Origin of the sequence: Romboutsia lituseburensis (assembly GCF_024723825.1) — a bacterium.
Taxonomy (GTDB): Bacteria; Bacillota; Clostridia; order Peptostreptococcales; family Peptostreptococcaceae; genus Romboutsia_F; species Romboutsia_F lituseburensis_A.
The window spans coordinates 137,971-159,586 of record NZ_JANQBQ010000001.1 but is presented as its reverse complement, the minus strand read 5'-3'; the positions used below and the strand labels follow the sequence as shown (position 1 = coordinate 159,586).

The window sequence follows — 21,616 nt, the reverse complement described above, 5'->3', positions numbered from 1 at the left end:
CCTCCTATACTCCTGAATATGCGCTAAATGCTCCATCTACGGGTATTACTACACCATTTACAAACCCTGATGCATCAGAACTTACTAAGTATAATAATGTACCTATTAATTCATCTGCTTCTCCAAATCTTCCCATTGGTGTAGCATTTAATATTTTATTACTTCTTTCAGTTGGAGTTCCATCTTCATTAAATAATAGTTTCTCATTTTGAGCAGTAACAAAGAATCCTGGTGCTATTGCATTTACCCTTATTCCTACTTTTGACATATGTACTGCTAACCATTGAGTAAAGTTACTTACTGCTGCTTTTGCTCCTGAGTATGCAGGTATCTTTGTAAGAGGAGTATATGCATTCATTGAAGATATATTTATTATTGTGCATCCTTCTCTATTTATCATGTCTTTGCTAAACTCTTGCGATGGAAGTAATGTTCCTAAGAAGTTTAAGTTAAATACAAATTCTACTCCTTTTGGATCTAAGTCAAAGAACGATATTAATTCTTCGTTGTCTAAATCTTCTTCTAATAAGTATTCTTTTGTTGTTGTTCCTTTTGGATGGTTTCCACCAGCTCCATTTATTAATATATCACATGGTCCAAATTCTTTTAATATTATCTCATGTGCTCTTTTTAAGCTTTCCTTATCTAATACGTTAGTTTCTATTCCTATGGCACATCCACCATTATCTATTATTTCTTTAGCTTTAACTTCACATGCATCTTTACCTAAAGCAAGTATAGCTACTTTAGCTCCACACTTTGCTAATGCATCAACCATAGCTCCACATAGTACTCCTGTTCCACCTGTTACTACAGCTACTTTATTATTTAAATCAATATTAAATGGCAATTTCATTTGTTGTACCTTCCTTTCATCTTCTATACTTGTATACTAGCATATCGTTTTTCTCAATGCAATACCTTTTCCTAAATTTTTTTATATTTTTACATTAGCTGTCATTTTTATAAATTTTTTTAATTTTATTTTATTTTTAATTCTATTTTTATATTTTTTGATAAATACAATTTCACTTAAACAAAAAAGCCTTCATTAGAAGACTTCTTGGTTGAATTTAAATTTAAGTTAATTATTATTTAAAGAATCTTTTTAATTCTTCATTTTCATTTATTAATCTTTCCCATTCTTTAGCTGGAGATACTATATGTATATTTATATATTCTTCAATATCATCAAACTTTTTATTTTTTATTATATCTAACATTTGTTCATGCTGATTTATTATTTGCACTTTATTACTTTTCATTTCAGACAAAAGTCTCATTCTATTATAATGAGTACTTATATTCATAATACTTTCCCATATATTTATTTTTTCACATCCTAAAAATATTAACTTATGAAATTTTTTATCTAAATTATGAAATTCAAGTTCTTTTCCGTCCTTGTCTGCAACTAGTTTTTGCGCAAATAAGTTTTTTTCTAATTCCATAAATAATTCTTCTGAAAAACCATTACAGGCTTCCCTTAAAACTTCTTTTTCTAATATAGATCTCATAAATATTGCTTCATTTATAAGACTTTTATCAATTAAAGATACATACGTACCTGATTGTGGCTTAACTTCTATAAGGTGCTCATTTTTCAATCTCATTAAAACTTCTCTTATTGGTGTCCTAGATATATTCAGTTTTTCAGATAAATCAGATTCACTAAGTAACTCTCCTGGCTTTAAATCTAATGACATTATGTTATCTTTCAAAACTCTGTATGCATAAGCTTTTCCTGTTTCTTTATGTTTTTTTTCGTAAAGTATCATTATTCCTCCTGTATACTAATTTAATCTCTGTTATACAATTAACAATTTAATCTAGTATATTAGTATTTTTACTTTTCTTTTTAATAATATATCTTAATTATAAAAAATAAAAGAGTATTTTAAAATTTTCTTCTAATTTCAAAATACTCTTAGTCTTAATTTTTAATTATTTTGTATGCATTATAACTTATATATCTGTTTCTATTACTTTTAAACTATTGTTTTTATCTAATTCTTTGTATAAATTAGTTATAGTAAGTGTCATATATGGAGTTAACCATAAATATCCTATACCTAATGTAATAAGACATAAAATAGCCCATCCAATGAAACTTAATTGAATAACAAATAATTCCCACTTATGACCTTTCATCATTTGTATACTAAGTTTCATAGCTTTAATTAATCCTAAATTTTCTTTATCTACAATTATATATGATGTCATTGACACTGCTAAACTGAATATAGTAAGTAGCACACATAAAACTATTGATAATATTATTAATAACCATGATACTGCGCTTAAACCACCATTACCAAATATAAAATTAACACTCGATGCAACTGCTGCAACCCCTATAATTCCACCAATTATAGCGCCTATAATACTTATTATTACTACAAACCCTAATGATTTTAATAATGCATTTTTAGATACCAATACATCCTCAAATTTGGAATCATTTGGATTTTCTCTAAATTTCAAGAAAAACTTAGAAAATCCTACAAATCCCCACACTTCTATTCCTAATGATATTAAAAATCCTATAAATATACCTACACCTGAATCAGTATGATTTTGAATTATAGATACTAAAATTACTACAACTGAATATATTAGCATTAATAATACAGGTACTTTCCAATTACCTTTTAATTGGCTTTTAGAAAGTTGTTTTAATTCTGCTCTACTCATAGTAATCCCTCCTTTAAAGTTTTATCTATAATATCTATATTCAAGTTATAGCGTGATTGTGCTTTAATTAAAAATTATTCTATAAAAATATAAAATTTATCCATACAATTGATATAATTTTTATCTATTGATACATTTTAATACAAAACAAAACCATTCTATGTCAAAACAAAAACTCTTAAAGCAATTTATTTATATATAAACCACTTTAAAAGTTCTTGTAAAACTATATTTATTTTTTTATTTTATATTATTTATAATAGCTATACATTCCTTTTCAATATCTTCTATATAATCATGTATATAAATCCCATTACCACAAGCAAATATAGCTTCTCTTGATGTCATAAAGTTTTCATTTACTAAAGGACCTGTAGTTTCAGGATTTAGATTTACATTACTTCTCATTGAAACTAACCCATCACTAAGCATAGGATTTGCAAATATTAATGTATCGCAATTTATTTGAATACTTTCTTTACTGTTAGATAAAGTAACACACTCTAATCTTCCATTTCCTTGTATAGAAGTTATCTCATAACTTTCATATATATTGTCTGTAAGGTTGAAAGTATCTTTAATATTTTCTTTTGTAATAATACCTACTACGTTTATATTATGCTTTTTTAAATCATTTTCTAACATATATAAAGTTGCATCTCCGTGTATAAGCATATTTTTTCCTGGAATCATTTTATCCATATTAAAAATCTTTTTAGCCATTGATAAAGTTAAAATTCCTGAACATCTATCCCCAACCATGCTAACAGCTTTTCTACTTCCTTCTTTTGCTCCATTCGCTAGAATTATATTTTTACCTTTAATTTTTTCTATTCCATTTTTTTCACTTGTACAAACAATTTCATTGTTATCATCTATTTTTAAAACCATAGTAGATAATTGTCTTTCTATGTTTTTGCAATTATCAAGTTTTTTTAAGAGCTCTTTTTTGTATTCTTTACCTGTTATATTTTTACTTTTGCTTATATTGTAATCTCCTAATGTTAACGCTCCTCCTAATATAGGATCTTTTTCAATTAACAGTACATTATTTATGTTATTTTTATCAGCATTTATTGCACATAAAATACCCGCAGCTCCTGCTCCTACTATAACTAAATCATACTCTCTCATAATTAATCCTCCTTAAACCCTATAGCATTTGAAGCTTTGTTATTCTTATTTACTTCACTTATATCTATGCCTAATTCTTGACTTAATATATTTCCTATTGTAATCATACATCCTACACCTTGACATCCACCCATCATAGCACGAGTTCTTCTTTTAACTGCATCTACAGTTTTAGCACCTAATGGTCTATTTATAGCTTCTAATATTTCACCTTCTGTAATCAATTCACATTTACAAATCATTTTTCCATAAGATGAATTTTTAGCTATTAAGTTGTTTTTTTCTTCTAAGCTAAGTTCATTAAATCTTGTTATACCTTTTCTAGTTGATTTAAAATTGTTTTTTTCCTCTAAACTTATTTTATTTTTTATTATTTCAACAGTGTAATATCCAATAGCAGGTGCGGCTGTTAAACCTGGTGAGTCTATCCATATTACATTTATAAAGTTTTTAGCATCAAATGCTTCTTCTATTATGAAGTCACCTTCCTTAGTTTTAGGTCTTAATCCACTAAATGTGTTTAAAACTCTATTTAGAGGTAAATTTTTTATAGTCTTTTCACTTTTTTGTATTATTTCATCTATACCTTCTCTAGAAGTTAAAATAGTATTATTAGCTTTAGCATTTGGCCCTAATAAAAGATTTCCATCCACCGTAGGCGTTACTAAAACACCTTTACTTAACTTACTAGGTACTTGGAATAAAGTTTTTTCACATAAACTACCTGCAACTTTATCAAATAAACAATATTCGCCCTTTACTGGATTTACTTCATACTTTTTACTGCTTACTAAGTTATTTATAAATGCTCCAGATAATCCAGATGTATTTACTACTAATTTTGATTTAATAGCTTGCCCATTTGCTAAATTTATTTCATATCCATCATTATATTTTTTTATATCTATAACTTCACTTCCTAAGCTAAACTCTACTCCATTCTCACAAGCATTTTCAGCTAATGCTATAGTCATTTCATAAGGACTTACAATACCTGAACTTTTAACATATAATGCTTTTTTAACATCTTTGTTTATATTTGGTTCCATTTTTAAAATTTCTTCTTTTTCTATTATTTTAAGCCCCCAAACGCCTATTGCTTCACCATTTTGTTTTAGATAATTTAGTCTTTCTATCTCCTCTTCATTAAAAGCCAAAACTAATGCTTGATTTCTTTTAAATTTAAAATCTAAGTCATTTGATAACTTTTCTATCATTTGATTTCCTTCTATATTTAACTTTGCTTTTAAACTTTCTCTCTTTTCATTAAAACCGCCATGTATTATTCCGCTATTAGCCTTTGAAATACCTTCACAAATATCTTCATTTTTATCTATCACAATTATATCTAATTTATATTTTGATAGCTCTCTAGCTATAGAACAGCCTACAACCCCAGCTCCTATAATAGCTATATCTTTCATAAACATCGCTCCTTTTAATTTTACTAACTTAGTCATTTTTATCTTGTTCAATTTATGTATTTATTATATATCAACTTCACCTATAGGTAAAATTGATATATAATATGATAATCATTAATATTGTTAATGCTATAATTTACCATAAATTTATAAATTAAAAATAGCCTTAAAAATTTATCTAAGGCTATTTTTATTATTTATTGTATTTTAAGTATTTTCCAAATTCATCCCATGTTAATTTAAACTTAGGAATTCCTACATAATAGGGAGCTATTTCATAAAGTCCAAAATAAACTACTATTCCTTCATTATCAATATAAAAACTTTGATTATCACTTATACCTTTAAAGCCTTCATCTCCAGTAAAATAGATATCTTTATTTTTTGAAATTTCATCATTTATAAATTTATTAACAATCTTTTTATAATTAACATTTTCTTTAAATAAATCTTTTAATTTTAATTCTTTTTTATTTTCTAGATCATAGTTAAAAGATTTTAAATAGCTCATTCCATGGGCTCCACCTGTGAATTCATATAATTTTATAGGTATACTTATTAAGTTATTTTTATTGTAGGTAACTTGATAATCAGAATAAGCTTCATACTGATATTTTACATATTGATCTTTAGCCTTATAGAAGATAGTTTTATATTGTTTTTCATATTCTTTTGACTCTTCTTCAATTTTCTTTTTAAAATCATCTATATAATTAGATATTGCCTCATTAATATTTTCAATAAATTTTATGTTTGAATTTTTATCGTCTAAATATTTATTTTTTATTTTTAAATTTGGATAATGAATATCCGATTTAAAAAACTCTTTATTTTCATCTATCTTTTTCATTTCTATAGTAAAAATATTATTTATAGAGCTCTGTTTAGATTTAAATAACGGAAGTTCTGTACATTTAGCTTTATCATCAATAATGTTTTTATCAAAATTAGCATATGAAAAAGATGTACTTAAAAGTATAGTTATTAAACTTAAGCATGCTATTGGTTTTATTTTTCTCATCATAAGTACTCCTTGTATTTTATTTATTGTAAATATAGTTTCTTCTATATTTTTATATCTATACTAGAAATAACATATGATTTTTTAGTATAAAAAAACTACCTTTACAGTAAAGGTAGTTTAATATTTATTTTTCATTTAATTTTTCTATTATTTCATCTAAGTTTAAACCATGAATTTCACAAGCTTGTTCTAATGTTTCCATTTGTGCCGAAGGGCACCCTATACATCCCATACCAAAACTCATAAGAATTTGTGGTGCATTAGGATTTGATTTTATTATATCTGCTATTATAGTATCTTTTGTTATCATTATTATAAACACTCCTTTAAATTTGATATTTGTAATACATCTTTTCTAAATATATCTATTGTTATTCTGTCTATAAAGTCTCCGAGTTTTTCACCCATTTGACCATGTTCATTATAATAATTTAATATTACTTCCACTAAATTATATGCTTCTTGTTCTGATAAACCTTTTGTTATTATATCCGATTGTCTTGGATAAAATCCAGCACTTCCTCCTGCTGTTATAAAAAACTTACCATCTATATCAACTAGTACTCCAATATCTTTTGAGTATACACTTGTGCACGCATTTCTACATCCTGCAACCCCAATTTTAGTTCTGTTTGGAAGTAGCATACCATGAAATTTTTTGCTTATTTTTGTTCCAATACCTATTGTAGGATATTTTGAACGTTTACAAAAATTTGCTGGACACATTTCTACGTTTTTAACTGAATACTGATTTTTTACAGCAGGTTCCATACCTAGTTCTTTCCAAATAGTTTCTAAGTCTTCTTCTTTTAGATTAGTTATCAATATTCTTTGGCCTGATGTTAATTTTATCACTCCGTTATATTTTTTAGCAACTTGTGCTATTTTTATAAGAGTCTCAGGTAATACAAACCCACCAGGTATATGCGGCGTTATTCCATAAGTTCTTTTTCCATTTTTTATTTTCTGTAAATTTCCATAATTACTCATGAATAGTTATACCTTTCTTATTGTGTTAATAGTAACTCCATCATTTTCTTTTTTATCATATACGTATTTAACTCTTAAATTTTCTACAAATGACTTTATCCATAAATCTTTAAGTTTATAAAGATAACTTAAATTCCCATTACCTTTTTCATAATTTTTTTTGTGTATACATCCTGCTTGTTCAAATATCACATAATCATCATTTTTTTCTGTAATAGAAGTAGCTCTATCACACGGCATTCCTGATAATATATAGTTGTTTAATGATATATAAACATTGTCTGGTGAATTTACTTTGTTACTTTCATCTTTTGCACATTTAATAGCTTGTTTTTTATATTCTGACATAGTTAATTCTTTACTTTTTTCTTTATAGATATCATAATATTTACTTATTATATATGCACTTCTACTTTCAACTTCTATTATCCTATTTTGAAGCCAACCATGTATATTATTAACATCTATTAATTCTTCTAATGGTTTACTTTGTATATATTCACCATATAATTTTATAGCTTCTTCTTGTACACTTAATACTTCTTCACCAAAAGTATCTATATGCACCTTTACTATATTACTTTCTAAATCCTGTGCTAACTTTATTTTATTAAATAACCAAGTGTGTATTGGCGCTAAAAATTGACTCATAAAATTCTCCTTTATTAAATTATATATATTTATTATTACCTTAATTTTTTTAAGTATTTTAAATATTTATTTTGTTAATTTTTTCTTTCTTGTGAATTCATTATATAAAATATAACTTAAATTTACTGTAACAAATGTTACAAAATAAAAAATAATTACCATATACTTTAAATTAATTTAAAGCATTAGTAATTATTTTTTATCTTTTTTATTTATAAAACTCTAAAAATTAATAAAGAATTCTTCATACCATACTAAAAATGTATATATAGTATATATCTTTCTGGCATTATTTCTTTTTCCATTAAAATGTTCATCTAGAAGTTTCACTATTTTTTTAGTTTCAAAAAACTCACTTGCATGTTCGCTAGTAAATGATTTTTTTATTATATTATAATATTTTTCATCTTTAAACCAATATCTTATAGGAACAGGGAATCCCTTTTTTTCTCTTTTCGCCCATTCTTTTGGTAATTTTTTCTTAGCTGCTTCTCTCAAAGCAACTTTAGTATTTGTTTTATCAATCTTATATTTAGTAGGTATCGACTCTCCTACTTTCATAACTTCTTTATCTAAAAAAGGAACTCTTAATTCAAGTGAATGAGCCATACTCATTTTATCAGCTTTAAGTAATATATCTCCAGCTAACCATAATTTTAAATCAAGATATTGCTTTTTAGTTATGTCATCTTGATTTTTTACATTATCGTATATAGGCTTAGTTATATCCGCTATACATAAAGAATCCTTGTATTTATCTTTTAAAATTTTTTTTGCTTCCTTTTCTTCAAATATTAGTGCTTGTCCTATAAAGTGGTCTACTACAGGACAACCACCTCTTATAATAGTTGTTCTACCTTTAAAATGCGGTAATTTTTTAGCTACTAATCCTAATGGCTTTCTTATATACGATGGTAATTTTTTATATTCTTTTAATCTTTCATCTTCATCATACCATTCATATCCACCAAATATTTCATCTGCTCCTTCACCTGATAAAACTACAGTAACATGTTCTCTTGCAAGCTCTGATAGGAAATAAAGTGGTATTGAAGATGGATTTGATTGAGGCTCATCCATATAATACTGTATACTATGTAATTTTTCAAAACACTCTTCAGCTGTAAGTGATTTTTGTATATTTTCTATACCTAGCATATTCGATAAATCACTTGCTAAACTAGTTTCATCAAATTGTTCTTGTTTAAATCCAACTGAGAATGTTTTTTCAGGCATTAGATTGCTAACTATATAACTTGAATCAACCCCACCTGATAAAAATGCTCCTACTGCAACTTCACTCTCACTATGTACTTTTACAGACTCATCTACGACTTCTTGTATACGATTAACACATTCTTTTAAAATTATATTTTTCTGTTTAAAATTTATATCCCAATATTGTTTAATTTCTAGTTTTTCATTTTTATAAGTCATAAAATGACCTGGCTTTAGTTTAAATACGCCTTTGAAAAAAGTTTCATCTAAAACAGAATACTGGAAAGTTAGATAAGGTTTTAATGCATTTTTATTTACTTCCTTTTTAAAATTTGGATGTTCTAAGAAACTTTTAATCTCTGAACCAAATATAAACGACTTATTTGAACCTTCAACTATCTCTGTATAATATAGAGGCTTTATTCCGAAATGGTCTCTAGCTGCAAATAACTCTTTTTTATTTGTATCCCATATCACAAAGGAAAACATACCTCTTAATTTATTTACCATATTTTCTTTATACTCTTCATATAAATGTATCAAGACTTCACTGTCAGTACTCGTCTTGAATACATGCCCTTTTTCTAATAACTCTCCTCTTAATTCTTTATAATTATATATTTCTCCATTAAATACTAGTACTAATCTTCTATCTTCATTGTACAATGGCTGCATACCATTACTCACACCAATTATACTTAATCTCCTAAATCCTAATGCTACATCACTATCCAGATATTCACCTTTTTCATCTGGACCCCTATGAACTATACGTTCCATCATTTTTTCTAAAACTTTTGCTTTATTTTGTATATTATCTACAAAACCTGAAAATCCACACATACTAAATCCTTCCTGTAAATATATACTTAATATATTTATCTTGCATTAATTATTTCTCTCCACTATATAAGACTAAGTTCACTACAAAAAAGTTTCATTTTGTTACATTTTTTATAAAATTTTATATAAAAAAAGAAAATCAGACACAATATAAAATACTAAATTATACTGTGTCTGATTTTCCTATACTGATTTTACAGCTGTATATATGTCTGAAAACTCTATATTTATATTTTCAACATATTTATTATGCTTAATTTTTTCTATTTTTTGCTTTTTGGATTCACATACTATTATAGGAATATTTACAATAAATTCACTTCCTTGACCTTGTTCACTATAAACACTTATACTTCCACCATGAAGGTCAACTAGTGATTTTACTATTGATAAACCAATTCCACTTCCTTCACTTTTTTTCGTCATTCTATTATTTACTTGTTTAAACAATAAAAATACTTCATCTAATTTATCTTTTGGTATCCCTATACCACTATCTTTTACACTAATTTCTAAGCTGTCATCTGAAAAATTTAAGCTAACCTCTATATTTCCATTTTCATTATTGTATTTAATCGCATTAGATAATAAATTTAACATTATACGTTCCATTTTTTCTAAATCAAATGCCATAATTTTTTCTTCTAAATTTGTATCAAATATTAATTTTATATGTTCTTGACTAGAATAATATTGAACTGAATCACATATATTTTCAATAAACTCAACAATATCATAATTTATTGGATTATACTCTAAACACCCTGCATTTAATCTTGTGCTATCTATTAAGTTGTTTACCATTTTTAACAATCTATATCCATTTTGTTTAATTATATTAGTATATGTACGGTAATTTTTACAATCATCACCCTTATCCATCATAAACTCTACTAATTGAATTGAACTAAATATAAGGTTTAATGGTGTTTTAAACTCATGGGAGAGATTTGCGAAAAATTCCATTCGTAATCTTTCAAATTCTAATTCAGCCTCTCTTCTATGTGATATATCTCTTGAAATACCAAGTACTCCTCCAACCATTTTATGATCATCTAAAAATGGTACCTTTATAGTTTCAAAATACATTATTCTTCCATCACTAGCTTCAAAAGAATTTGTAGTTATTAATGACCTTTTAGTTCTTACAATCTCTTTTTCTTCTGCTTCATATTTTTTTATTTTTTTATCTAATGTATTAATTTCTTTTTCACTTTTGCCTATTATATCTTCTTTTGTCATATTTCTATTTTCAGCAAATACTTTGTTACAATGTCTAAAGATTCCATTTACATCCTTGAAAAAGATACTGTCAGGTATAGTGTCACTTATTAACTCTAACATTCTAGAGTCAGAAATTTTGTCACTTATAGTTTTTCTATCTTTCCATAGAGTATTAGCACACATACCTATTGTACCTATTATATTTCCTTCTTCATCTTTTACTACTTTATTTATACCATCATAGCAGTTTTCATTAAAAAAAGATAATGCTTCTATGTAATCTTTTTTCCCCTCTAAAAGTTCTTTATCATCTTTAACAAATTTCTCTGCTATCTCTTTTGGAAAAATTTCAAAATCATTTTTTCCTATAATATATTCTGGTGTCGCATGTTTATATGATTCATATGATCTATTTATATAGATATACTTTCCATTTTTGTCTTTACACCACAAATAAACATCCATTTTTTTTATTAATTCTTTTATATTTTCATCTATTTCTATTTTTTTAGTGAACCATATTATATATTTCTTTTCACTGATACACTTAACATCTATATTATAAAAAGAATTTAAAATACTAACATACTCTAAAAATTTAAACTGCTTAGTATTATTTTCAATATTTGATATAAAGTTTTTATAGAATTTCTTATCTAGCTTATAATTAAAGTTAAGTTTAAAAGCATCTTTTTTTATTTTGTCTAATTCACCATTTATCCCTAATATGTTTATATAGTATTCATCTTCCTTACGTGTAAACTCTATCCACATGCAAGGTACAGGACTATCCAAAATTATCTTTATATACTCCTCATTTGATAACATATATAAATAAATGCCCCCCATCTTGTTAAATTAACAATCACAATACTACTATTATATTATATATAAAAACAAAAGTGAATTTTTTATAATAAAATAGATTTTTTTATTATTTATAGTATAATTTTGTTTTTATATGTATTTTAAATTAATTTAGCTCAATGGTATACTTAATTAAGTATTTAATTATATTTCTATTATTTTTAAAGGAGAAAACTATGATTATTTTTTTTATATTTTTTTTATTTTTAATTTATATTTTATCTAATTTTGCATTTGAAAATATTATTTTATCACCTAGGAAATCTAAGATCGATGCTTTTGATTTATTAGAAAAAAGAGGATTATATTCAAATTATAAATTCAAAGAATCTGCATTAGAAGAAATAGAAATATTAAGTCATGACAAGTTTAAATTAAAAAGTTATTTTGCTAAAAATGATTCATATTCTGATAAAGTTATCCTGATAATACATGGTTATACAGCTAATCATTATATCTCTTTGCAATTTATAGACTTTTATTTAAATAATGGATTTAATATTTTACTTATAGATAGTCGGAGTCACGGAAATAGTGAAGGTAAGTATGCCACTTATGGTATTAAAGAAAGAGAAGATATTAAGTTATGGATTAGGACTTTAAAAGATAAATTAGGAAATAACATAAAAATCGGGATTCATGGACAATCTATGGGAGCTTCCACGGCTCTTATGTATGGTGGTAAATATAAGGACATTGACTTTATAATTGCAGATTGCCCTTATTCTAGTGGAAAAGATATTTTAAAATATCAATTTAAACATATAGTTAAAATTACACCTTATCCTCTATATCAATTAGTAAATGTTTTATTTAAAATACGTTGTAAATTTTCTATGAATTCAGTTAATCCAAGTTCTGATATTCTTAACTTAAATATTCCCATATTATTTATTCATGGAAAAGAAGATAAGATAATTCCATATTATATGAGTAAAAATATGTATAAACTAAGAAATAACAAATATGATAAAATTTTTATTGTTGATCATGCTGATCATGTAGAATCATATATGTATAATAAAACACAATATGAAAATATTATTATTAAGTTTTTAAATGAAGTTTATATATAAATTTTATTAACAGATAGTCCCACACACAATTAGTGTCTGGGACTATTTATTATAAATTCATTTCATTTAATAAATTTTTAAGAGATTTTAATTCTTCATTGGTCAAAGTTATACCTTTACCCATTTTTTCATGATTTGGAGACCAGTCTCTTAGGTCAAATTTAGGAGTATTTCCATTCCAACTTATAATATTTAACTCTTTTGTCCATCCTTTTGATGAATCTGATAAAATACCTATTTCTTCATGTATTTCAAATTTTATATCTGCCATTTTTTCACCTCGCACTAGTTATTTTACCATATTTTACTTATTTTTTATTATAACTTTTTATCATTTCAACATGCTTTTTTTTTACTTCATCACTTACTTTTGTAAACTTAATTAAAATATTATATATAGTTTCTATATCTTCTTTTGAAAATACAACATCCGTACTATTTAATATAACACTTATTGTTTGCAGTAATTGATTTCTTTTTATTACTTTAGTAAAGCAATTTGATATTTCAATTGGCTTTAAATTACATCTTTCACTAAATATAATCAAAGAATAAATATCTTCATCTTCTATAAATTTTAATGTATTGGTTAAGTGCTTTATATGATTTTTATTTTGAAATATTGGGTTATAAAATTTTTTTCTAAAGCCATTATCTAGTACCTGTAGCCATTCTTTTTTGAATTCTTTACCATAAATACATCCACTATAGTTTTTGGATTCTATAACAAATATTCCATTTTCATGAATCAATATCATATCTATTTCAGTATTTCTGTTGTGATCAACAGGAATATATAGATTAGTTAGAACTTTGAAGTTCCCATTTAAATTTTCTATTTCTTTATAAACTAAATATTCACCAAAATTACCAGCATTATGTATCATTTGATAAAACCCAATACCTGATATTTGTCTATAATTAATACTTTTTAAATAGATATAAAAACTTAGCATAATAATTAAAATTGAAGTAAATAAAAGCATTATACCTGCTACTACTATTGGTATTTCTATATTCATATTATCATCTTCCTATACTTATATTCTGCATTTTAATTATTGTCATATTTATATTAATTCAAACAAGGTTAATTATTAAATTTAATAGATTATAAAATAAAAAGTACTTTTACTATTAATTAAACTATAATAGCAAAAGTACTTTTTATTACTTTAATATTAATTTTATTGTTACTGGATTATGATCAGTATGTCTAAACTCTAAGTTTTTGCCAGTCACATCAATAACTTCTACATTATCTGATACTAAAAAACCATCTATAACTGATAATAAGTTTTCTCCTTTTTTATAGGTTATGTCCATAGTTCTAGCTGTTGGTGTTCCCTTATCATAAGCCCATCTAAAACCTTTAGGTTTGAAATCATCTGGTATATCTTGTAGCCAATTAGGCTTTTGTTGAGTTGTTTCAAATGCTGTAAAATGAGTTCCTGGAATTTGTTGGTTCCAATCTCCACCTACTACAACATAGCTACCTTTGTTATACTCTTTCTCTAAAAATTCACTTAAAAATCCTAGCTGCTCTTTTCTTATTTTACCACCTTTATCATATGCAGATAAATGAGCATTTACAAGTACTAAGTCTTTACCTTCTTTAACAGGTACTTTATTTACCATAATACATCTATCTAACTCCCCAAGTTGTACTAAAAAACTTTCTTTGCCTGGTAAATCATATCTGATGCTCTCTTTTATATAGTACTTTGACATTGTTGTAAGACCTGCTAAGACTTGCCCATGTGGTTTGGATATTGGCACTGGAACCCATGGTACTTTGTAATTTATAGCAAATGTAAATCCATATTCATTGAATTTATCTTTTATAGCTTTATATTGATTTATCTTATAGCTCCTTGTAGCTCTTTTATCTACCTCTTGTAAAAAGTATATATCTGAATTTAATGCTTCAATTTCTGATATAATTCCATTTAAGTTTTCTATAGTTTTTTCTTTGCTAATAGATCTTGACTGAGTTCCTCCATCCATAAAAAAATCTATATCTTTATCTGTGCCACAATATCCAATATTAAAAGTCGTTATAGAGATTTCATCTTTATTTTCTATGTATCGTTTTTTATTATCCTCTATGTCTATTTTTATCTCACTTTCTGGCCTATAGTCTGTAACTATCATAAACAGTATATAACTACCTATAATAGCTATAAGAAAAATTAAAATCCCCAATATTATTTTTATCATATTCTTACCCTTCATCTAATACTCCTTTTAATTTATTATATATAAATAGTATCACACATATATAATAAATAGGACATATTTTTTATTAAAAAAGCACACTATTAATAGTTTAAACTATATTTAGTATGCTTTTTTATTTATATGGTAAATCTATCAATTAAGTTTTTTATTATGTCTTCTAAATCTCCACACTCTTCTACTTCTATTATTCTTGGATGTAAACCTTTTTCATAATTAACAACACTTATGACAAAGTCTTTACCTTCTACATCTTCTGTATCTATTAAAATACCTACATAATGATCTAAATCTAAACTTAAGTCACCTATATCTCTTATAGTATGTTTATCTGAGTACTCATCACCTTTATAATGTTTTAAACTGTATTTAGTACCATCTATAAATTCAAATTTTTCTTGTCCTTCATACGTTTGACCTACTATAAATAATAATGCATTTTCTTCATTTAATAATACTGATTCGTAATCACTTGCATCTTCTAATTCTTCATAATCTTCATCAAAAGTTATTACATCCATATAGTCTCTATCTATTAAATTTACTCTAGTTACAGATTCATTTTGATCATAAAGCATTTCTTTTATATTATCTTCATAATAGTTTATGAAACCACTTAATTTAAGTTCATCTACACTAATTCTTATTTGCTCCATTTATAATATTTACCTTTCCTTAATTTATATTGACAACATATAAATTTTTAATATGAATAGGATAATAATATCACAATTCTTTCGTATTTTGAATATTTTTCTACAATTTTCTACATTTGTTTTAAGTGTTTTTTATAACTCAAACTTTATCTGTCTTTGTATATTATTTGTTATCATATTTTCACAGCTTTTAAAATTATTTATTTTATTTTTTAATTCTTTTATATCTTTTTCATTCCTTATAATTACACATCTCTTATCTTTTTTTATAGCCTCATTTCCATCCGCGTTAATATCTATACATGAAATAATTTTACCTTGTAATTTTGCAAATTCTATAGTATGCATACTCCCTGATTTTAAACTTGACTCACATAATAAAACAGATTTACTTATGCCACTTTGTATCCTATCTCTTTCTATAAACTGATTTTTAGATATATTTTTACCAATAGGATATTCGCTTATTAAGCATCCCTTATTCTCAATTATTTTTTCAGCCAAATAATTATTTTTATAAGGATATATTTTGTCTATTGCGGACGGAAGCACTGCTACTGTATTTCCATTTGCATCTAAACACCCTTTATGCGCTTGTTCATCACATCCTATAGCTAGTCCACTTACTACACAGTACTTATCCTTGCCAAAATCATATCCTAATTTATACGCCTCTTTTAACCCATTAATACTTGCTTTTCTACTTCCAATAATATTTATTGTTTTTTGATCTTCTATACACTTGTAATTGCCTTTGTAAAAAAGCATAACAGGCTTATCTTTTATTTGTTTTAAGCTTTTAGGAAATTTTTCATTTAATATATCTATATATTTTATATTTAATATACTTGAGTTTAATATTATATCATTACTTTTTTCTTTCGCTTTTTTTATTTCATCTAATGTTGGTATATAAATTTTTTTATTTGTAAGCTTACTACTTATAAAAATTTCTAGTAATTCTGATTCATTTATAGGAAATTTTTCTATTGATTCTATTAAATAAAGCACTGTTTTTCTACCTACATTTGGTATGCATAGTAATGTTAATATTATATTATCCATATGTTAAATCTCCTTAATATATGTTTTATCTATTCCATATTGTATATTATCCCTAAGATATAAAAATATGCTACTATAAAAAATAGCAGCATATTACTTTAATTATTATTTATTTTTATTTATATACTGCATAACCATATCTAACGTTTCCCATCTGTCTTTTCCCTGGAAATTGAAATTACCTTTTAATTTTTCACATGCCCCTCCGATTACAAATACAGTTTCGCCTAGCCCAGGCTTATAAATGCTTAAATCCACTACTATACCATATTTCAAATGCCAACTTAATATTTGTGCTATATTTTCATCAACTTGACTATTATATACAACACAGTATTTGTATAATTCTTCTTGAACCGCAGGAGGGGTAGTTGGCTTTTCTGGCTCTGTAGGTTCATCAGGCTTTTCTATATTACCCGGCTTATATTCAATCCCAAAATACTTACAAACACCTTGTATTGTAGCTTCTGCTAGCTCAGTTCTATATTCTTTTAATATTTTTAGATCTTCTTTATTTGTATAAAATGCATATTCCTCTAATAATGATGGCATTTGAGCTTTATATATAACTGTAAAATCAGCAACTTTAACGCCTCTATCTTTTGCATTTGGGTCTATTGATTTTATCATTTTATAAACTGCATCTTGCACATATTTTGCGGCATCTTTTGAATTTTTGCTAGCATTTGATGCAACATATGTTTCTGTTCCTCTTGCCGCATTAAATTCAGTTTGATATGCATTAGAGTGTATACTAAAAAATAGTGCTTCTGGTTTATTTTTAGATTTCCAATAATCATTCGCTAACTCTGCACGTTTTGTTAACCCTATTTCATCTTTCTTTTGTGGATTAGGGTTCGTTAAATAAACAGTTAATCCATGTTTTTGAGCTAATTCTTTTATTCTATTTTGCATATCATAATTAAATTCCCATTCTCTCATTGATTTATCTGGTGCTTCTTTACCTTGAACGTACTCAGCATGACCACTATCTAAAATTAATAATTTCATTTTATCAGCTCCCATTTAAGTTATATGATTTTCCGTCTATAAATTTAGCTTAATTCAAATACTATTTTAAAGTACTTCTTAATATCTATTAAGCAATTAAATTTTAAGAATATAGTTTTCTATCTCATATTATCTTATTAAAAGGAACTTAAATATGTACTTACTAATTAAATTTATTTTTTACTTGTGTAAATGTATTAAAGTGTAGTATATTTAAAGTTCATGGTTTTATTGTTTTTAATATAAAATATATTCATTTTATTTTTGTTATACTTTATATTAAAAATACTAAAAAATATTTTTTAGTTAAATATGAGGGTGGGGTGAAATACATTGGATTTTAAACTAATACAAGACTTAATTAAATCAAGAACGGATACCTCTAGATGGGTAAGAGGAATTAAATATTTTAATAGAAGATTAGTCGATCATGTAACATTTAATACAAGTGAAAGTATACTTTCTTTTGAGGGAATTTGTGAATCAGAATACTATAATGAAGTTTATCCAACATATGTTGCTATTGATATAAATGAGATGAAAATAGTTAGTACTAGGTGTACTTGTGAAGATTTTAGAGCAAAAAGTCTTACTGATTCTTATTTTATATGTAAACATCTAGCAGCAACTTCTATCTATGGTCTTCAATTAGCAAAACGAGATTATGCCACTGGATTAGTTACTAAAATAAAAGAAAAAGAAAATTCAGCAGTTGTACCTTCTCAACTTAATAAAAAATTACTTTTTTATTTTGATGATTCAAAAAAAGAATTTGTCAATTTAGAAGTAAATCTATCCATAGAAGATGAAAAAGTTTTTGCAGATTTTAAAATAGGCCAAGATAAAATGTACGTTTTAAAAAATATTAAAGACTTTGCATATGCTAAAGCTAACGGATATACATTGCAATATGGTAAAAATTTCACTTATAATCCTACTGTTCATATATTTGAATCTAAATACGATAATTTAGTTGATATATTAGAAAACTACGGCAATAATTTATCATCTTATTTGAGTGTATCTAATCCCAAATTAATGCATATAGGTAATAGTGAATTAAAACTATTTTTAAGTAATTTAAAAGATATACCATTTACTCTTACATTAAACGATACGGTGTATAGCCCTAAAATTTCAACTCAGACTTTACCAATTTCTTTTGATGTAGAAAATGAGGATGGAAAAATAAAGTTAAAAACTAATAATGATTTACCAATTCCACTTACAAATAAAGGTGACGTAGTATTATTTAATGAAGACATATACCTGCTATCATCTAATTATAGCTATAATTACGTAAATATTTATTCTGCGCTTAAAGAACAAAAAAGTATTTGTTTTGATAAGGAAGATACACAAGGTGTTTTTAGTAGTTTAATACCTAAACTATCTCAATTTTGTAAATCTATTAACATAGATAATGATATAAAAAATAATATAGTTAACTCATTTAAAACAAAGTTTTATTTTGATCTTAAGGGAACTACTATAATATGTGATGTTAAGTATATATATGATGATGAAAATGGAACTAAATTTATACTTAATGATTTAGAAAAAGAAAAAATAATAAAAGATAAAATCATCTCTTTAGGATTTAATTTTGAAAGTAATTTTTTTGTATTTAAAGGATCTGATGAACAACTTTATGATCTTTTAAATGAAGAAATTATAAACTTGAAAGCAATTGGTGATGTCTATTATTCTGATAAATTCAAAGCTAAAAAAATATATAACTCATCATCTATTCAAGCATCACTAAGAGATGGTGTTGATGGATACTTAGACTTTTCATTTAATATAGAAGACATAAATAAAGATGAATATAAAGATATTATTTTATCCTTTAAAGAAAACTCTAAGTTTTATAAATTGAAAAATGGTAATTTCTTAAATCTTGAACAAAAAGAAACAAAATATTTCTTCGAACTTTTAGATAATCTAGACTTAGTTAATAATAATGAGTCATCTAAAATTCATAATAGTAAAATGCTTTACTTAAATGATTTTTTTGAAAATAAAAGTTTAGATTTTATTTCAGGAAAAGACTTAGTCAAAGATATCTCTAAGAAATTTGAAAATATAAAAACTCTAAAGGTAGATGTTCCAACTGATTTAAAAGCTAACTTAAGAGAATATCAAGTTGATGGTCTTAATTGGTTTAATACACTAAATCATTATGAATTTGGTGGTATACTTGCAGATGAAATGGGACTTGGTAAAACTCTACAAACTATAAGTTTCTTATTATCTAAAAAAAGTGATACTTGTAAAAGTATCATAATTACACCAACATCTTTAATTTATAATTGGAAAAATGAATTTGAAACTTTTGCACCTACAATAAAAGTTTTATTAGTTCATGGAAATAAAAAAGATCGAGAAAAAGCAATTGAATCAATAAATGAATACGATGTAGTAATAACAACTTATGGAACACTTAGAAATGACTTAGAAAACTATTCAAATACAGTATTTGACTACTGTATAATCGATGAGGCTCAAAATATAAAAAATCCAATTGCATTAAGTACAGAAGCTGTAAAAAATGTTAATGCTAAAGTTAAGTTTGCTCTTACTGGTACACCTATAGAGAACAATTTAATGGAATTATGGTCTATTTTTGATTTTGTTATGCCTGGATATCTATATAATAAAAGTAAATTCCAAGATTTATTTATATATAGTGATAATAATAATGAAAACTTAAAAAAATTAATAAAGCCATTTATTCTAAGAAGAACTAAATCTGAGGTTATGAAAGAATTGCCAGAAAAAATCGAGAAAAAGTTCTTTGTAGAATTGAATAAAGATCAGAGAAAAATATATAGTACTTATGTTTCTGATTTAAGTAAAAAACTCCAAGAAAAAGATGTTAAAAAGGATAGGATAGTAATTTTTTCTTATTTAACAAAATTAAGACAATTATGTTTAGATCCTCGAATAATTTTAGAGGACTATAATAAAAAAAGTTCAAAAATAGAAACTACAATAGAACTTTTAAATGACTACATTGAAAATGGTCATAAGATACTTTTATTTTCGCAGTTTACGTCTGTTCTTAAAAACTTAGGAAATGAACTTAATAAAAATAATATATCTTATTCTTATATAGATGGTCAAACACCAGCTAAGGAAAGATTAAAACTTGTCGATGAATTTAATACTAGTAACAATAATAAAATATTCTTAATATCTTTAAAAGCAGGTGGAACAGGTCTTAACTTAACTAGTGCAGATGTTGTTATACATTTTGACCCTTGGTGGAATCCATCAGTTGAAAACCAAGCTAGTGATAGAGCTCATAGATTTGGGCAAAAAAATGCTGTTGAGGTTATTAAATTAATAGCTAAAGGAACTATAGAAGAAAAAATAATAAAACTTCAAGAAAATAAAAATGAACTTATTGAAGAATTTATAAATGGTGACCTTTCTAATCAAAATACTCTTAGAAGTCTTTCTGATAAAGAAATAATCGATTTATTTAATTAAAAAAAA

At 25.3% G+C, this 21,616-nt stretch carries 19 protein-coding genes; 2 read left to right on the top strand and 17 right to left on the bottom strand.

Going from position 1 to position 21,616, the window contains the following annotated elements:
• Positions 1-4: 4 nt before the first annotated feature.
• From NWE74_RS00745 to NWE74_RS00695, 11 genes are all read right to left on the bottom strand, one after another.
• Positions 5-856 (bottom strand): SDR family oxidoreductase, encoded by an 852-nt coding sequence (locus NWE74_RS00745; RefSeq protein ID WP_258241348.1) that lies wholly within the window; start codon positions 854-856, stop codon positions 5-7.
• 235 nt (positions 857-1,091) lie between these two features.
• Positions 1,092-1,778, bottom strand: coding sequence for a GntR family transcriptional regulator (locus NWE74_RS00740; protein ID WP_258241347.1), 687 nt, complete (start codon positions 1,776-1,778; stop codon positions 1,092-1,094).
• A 187-nt stretch (positions 1,779-1,965) separates the two neighbouring features.
• Complete coding sequence (locus tag NWE74_RS00735; RefSeq protein ID WP_258241346.1) at positions 1,966-2,694, bottom strand: DUF975 family protein; 729 nt, start codon at positions 2,692-2,694, stop codon at positions 1,966-1,968.
• Positions 2,695-2,934: 240 nt separating this feature from the next.
• Positions 2,935-3,828 carry an FAD-dependent oxidoreductase gene (locus tag NWE74_RS00730; protein WP_258241345.1) on the bottom strand — a complete coding sequence of 298 codons (894 nt, stop codon included), beginning with the start codon at positions 3,826-3,828 and terminating at the stop codon, positions 2,935-2,937.
• A 2-nt stretch (positions 3,829-3,830) separates the two neighbouring features.
• Positions 3,831-5,252 (bottom strand): NAD(P)/FAD-dependent oxidoreductase, encoded by a 1,422-nt coding sequence (locus tag NWE74_RS00725; RefSeq protein WP_258241344.1) that lies wholly within the window; start codon positions 5,250-5,252, stop codon positions 3,831-3,833.
• Between the two features lie 193 nt (positions 5,253-5,445).
• A complete protein-coding gene (locus NWE74_RS00720) occupies positions 5,446-6,273 on the bottom strand; it encodes a DUF3298 and DUF4163 domain-containing protein (protein ID WP_258241343.1) in 828 nt (275 codons plus the stop codon).
• 127 nt (positions 6,274-6,400) lie between these two features.
• Positions 6,401-6,586, bottom strand: a complete 186-nt coding sequence (locus NWE74_RS00715; protein ID WP_258241342.1) for a DUF1858 domain-containing protein — start codon at positions 6,584-6,586, stop codon at positions 6,401-6,403.
• Positions 6,587-6,588: 2 nt separating this feature from the next.
• Positions 6,589-7,266 (bottom strand): NAD(P)/FAD-dependent oxidoreductase, encoded by a 678-nt coding sequence (locus NWE74_RS00710; protein ID WP_258241341.1) that lies wholly within the window; start codon positions 7,264-7,266, stop codon positions 6,589-6,591.
• 6 nt (positions 7,267-7,272) lie between these two features.
• On the bottom strand, positions 7,273-7,917 hold the full coding sequence (locus NWE74_RS00705; protein ID WP_258241340.1) for a hypothetical protein: 645 nt from the start codon (positions 7,915-7,917) through the stop codon (positions 7,273-7,275).
• 222 nt (positions 7,918-8,139) lie between these two features.
• Positions 8,140-9,978 carry an asparagine synthase (glutamine-hydrolyzing) gene (gene asnB / locus NWE74_RS00700; RefSeq protein WP_258241339.1) on the bottom strand — a complete coding sequence of 613 codons (1,839 nt, stop codon included), beginning with the start codon at positions 9,976-9,978 and terminating at the stop codon, positions 8,140-8,142.
• Positions 9,979-10,161: 183 nt separating this feature from the next.
• Positions 10,162-12,030: a PAS domain-containing sensor histidine kinase gene (locus NWE74_RS00695; protein ID WP_258241338.1), complete on the bottom strand. Its 1,869-nt coding sequence runs from the start codon at positions 12,028-12,030 to the stop codon at positions 10,162-10,164.
• Between the two features lie 215 nt (positions 12,031-12,245).
• Between NWE74_RS00695 and NWE74_RS00690 the strand changes: the two genes are divergently transcribed.
• Positions 12,246-13,145: an alpha/beta hydrolase gene (locus NWE74_RS00690; protein WP_258241337.1), complete on the top strand. Its 900-nt coding sequence runs from the start codon at positions 12,246-12,248 to the stop codon at positions 13,143-13,145.
• Positions 13,146-13,194: 49 nt separating this feature from the next.
• On the opposite strand, the gene NWE74_RS00685 is transcribed toward NWE74_RS00690, so the two are convergent.
• From NWE74_RS00685 to NWE74_RS00660, 6 genes are all read right to left on the bottom strand, one after another.
• Entirely contained in the window at positions 13,195-13,416 is a 222-nt protein-coding gene (locus NWE74_RS00685) for a YdbC family protein (protein WP_258241336.1), read from the bottom strand.
• 37 nt (positions 13,417-13,453) lie between these two features.
• Positions 13,454-14,167 carry a nuclease-related domain-containing protein gene (locus tag NWE74_RS00680; RefSeq protein ID WP_258241335.1) on the bottom strand — a complete coding sequence of 238 codons (714 nt, stop codon included), beginning with the start codon at positions 14,165-14,167 and terminating at the stop codon, positions 13,454-13,456.
• 148 nt (positions 14,168-14,315) lie between these two features.
• Positions 14,316-15,380, bottom strand: a complete 1,065-nt coding sequence (locus NWE74_RS00675) for an endonuclease/exonuclease/phosphatase family protein (protein ID WP_258241334.1) — start codon at positions 15,378-15,380, stop codon at positions 14,316-14,318.
• A gap of 122 nt (positions 15,381-15,502) precedes the next feature.
• A complete protein-coding gene (locus NWE74_RS00670; RefSeq protein WP_258241333.1) occupies positions 15,503-16,039 on the bottom strand; it encodes a hypothetical protein in 537 nt (178 codons plus the stop codon).
• A 132-nt stretch (positions 16,040-16,171) separates the two neighbouring features.
• Positions 16,172-17,104: a DNA-processing protein DprA gene (locus NWE74_RS00665; protein WP_258241332.1), complete on the bottom strand. Its 933-nt coding sequence runs from the start codon at positions 17,102-17,104 to the stop codon at positions 16,172-16,174.
• Between the two features lie 105 nt (positions 17,105-17,209).
• Complete coding sequence (locus NWE74_RS00660) at positions 17,210-18,115, bottom strand: N-acetylmuramoyl-L-alanine amidase family protein (protein WP_258241331.1); 906 nt, start codon at positions 18,113-18,115, stop codon at positions 17,210-17,212.
• Between the two features lie 333 nt (positions 18,116-18,448).
• Between NWE74_RS00660 and NWE74_RS00655 the strand changes: the two genes are divergently transcribed.
• Entirely contained in the window at positions 18,449-21,610 is a 3,162-nt protein-coding gene (locus tag NWE74_RS00655; protein ID WP_258241330.1) for an SNF2 family helicase, read from the top strand.
• Positions 21,611-21,616 lie beyond the last annotated feature (6 nt).